The organism is Methylobacterium variabile, assembly GCF_001043975.1.
In the GTDB taxonomy this organism is placed as follows: Bacteria; Pseudomonadota; Alphaproteobacteria; order Rhizobiales; family Beijerinckiaceae; genus Methylobacterium; species Methylobacterium variabile.
Window position 1 is genome coordinate 1 of record NZ_LABY01000340.1, and the last position, 552, is coordinate 552.

General features: G+C 70.8%; 1 protein-coding gene and 1 pseudogene. Both read left to right on the forward strand.

Annotated features, from left to right (window positions below; genetic code table 11):
• Nucleotides 1-69 precede the first annotated feature (69 nt).
• Nucleotides 70-348, forward strand: a complete 279-nt coding sequence (locus VQ02_RS32505; RefSeq protein WP_048448405.1) for a DUF2218 domain-containing protein — start codon at nucleotides 70-72, stop codon at nucleotides 346-348.
• A 50-nt stretch (nucleotides 349-398) separates the two neighbouring features.
• Nucleotides 399-552: pseudogene (locus VQ02_RS39605) on the forward strand (GNAT family N-acetyltransferase); the annotation flags it as partial.

Consider the following 552-nt stretch of genomic DNA (forward strand, 5'->3'; position numbering starts at 1 on the left):
GCGGCCGGGCCCGGCCGCCGCTGAAGACCGCTCCGCCGAAGACCGTTCCGCCCAGGAAGGACGAATCCCATGACCCATTCCCGCGCCGTCGTCGGCACCGCCCATGCGAGCCGCTACCTGCAGCAGCTGTGCAAGCACTGGGCGCACAAGTTCGAGACCGAGTACGACGCCACCGCCGCCCGGATCGCCCTGCCTCTCGGCGAGGCCCGGCTCGTCGCCAGCGCCGAGGCCCTGACGGTCGACCTCGCCGTCGACGACCCGGCTAAGCTGCCCGACTTCCAGGCCGTGATCGTGCGCCACCTCGAGCGCTTCGCGTTCCGCGAGACGCTCGACTTCGCCTGGACGTGAGCGGGCGCGTGACGGCCGACGGACGAGACGAGAGACGAGCGGAGACCAGCATGGATGTGAAGATACGCGCCATGCGCGAGGCGGACGCGTCGGACATCTACGAGATGTACAACCAGCCCGCCTTCCGCTCCGGGACGCTGGCCTTGCCCTACGAGTCGTTCGAGGCGGTCAAGGCCTGGGCGACGCCGCGCTCGCCGCGCGACC

What these genes read in the sequence shown, in the direction of transcription:
- VQ02_RS32505 (WP_048448405.1), top strand. Translation starts at nt 70, where the DNA reads ATGACCCATTCCCGCGCCGTCGTCGGCACCGCCCATGCGAGCCGCTAC.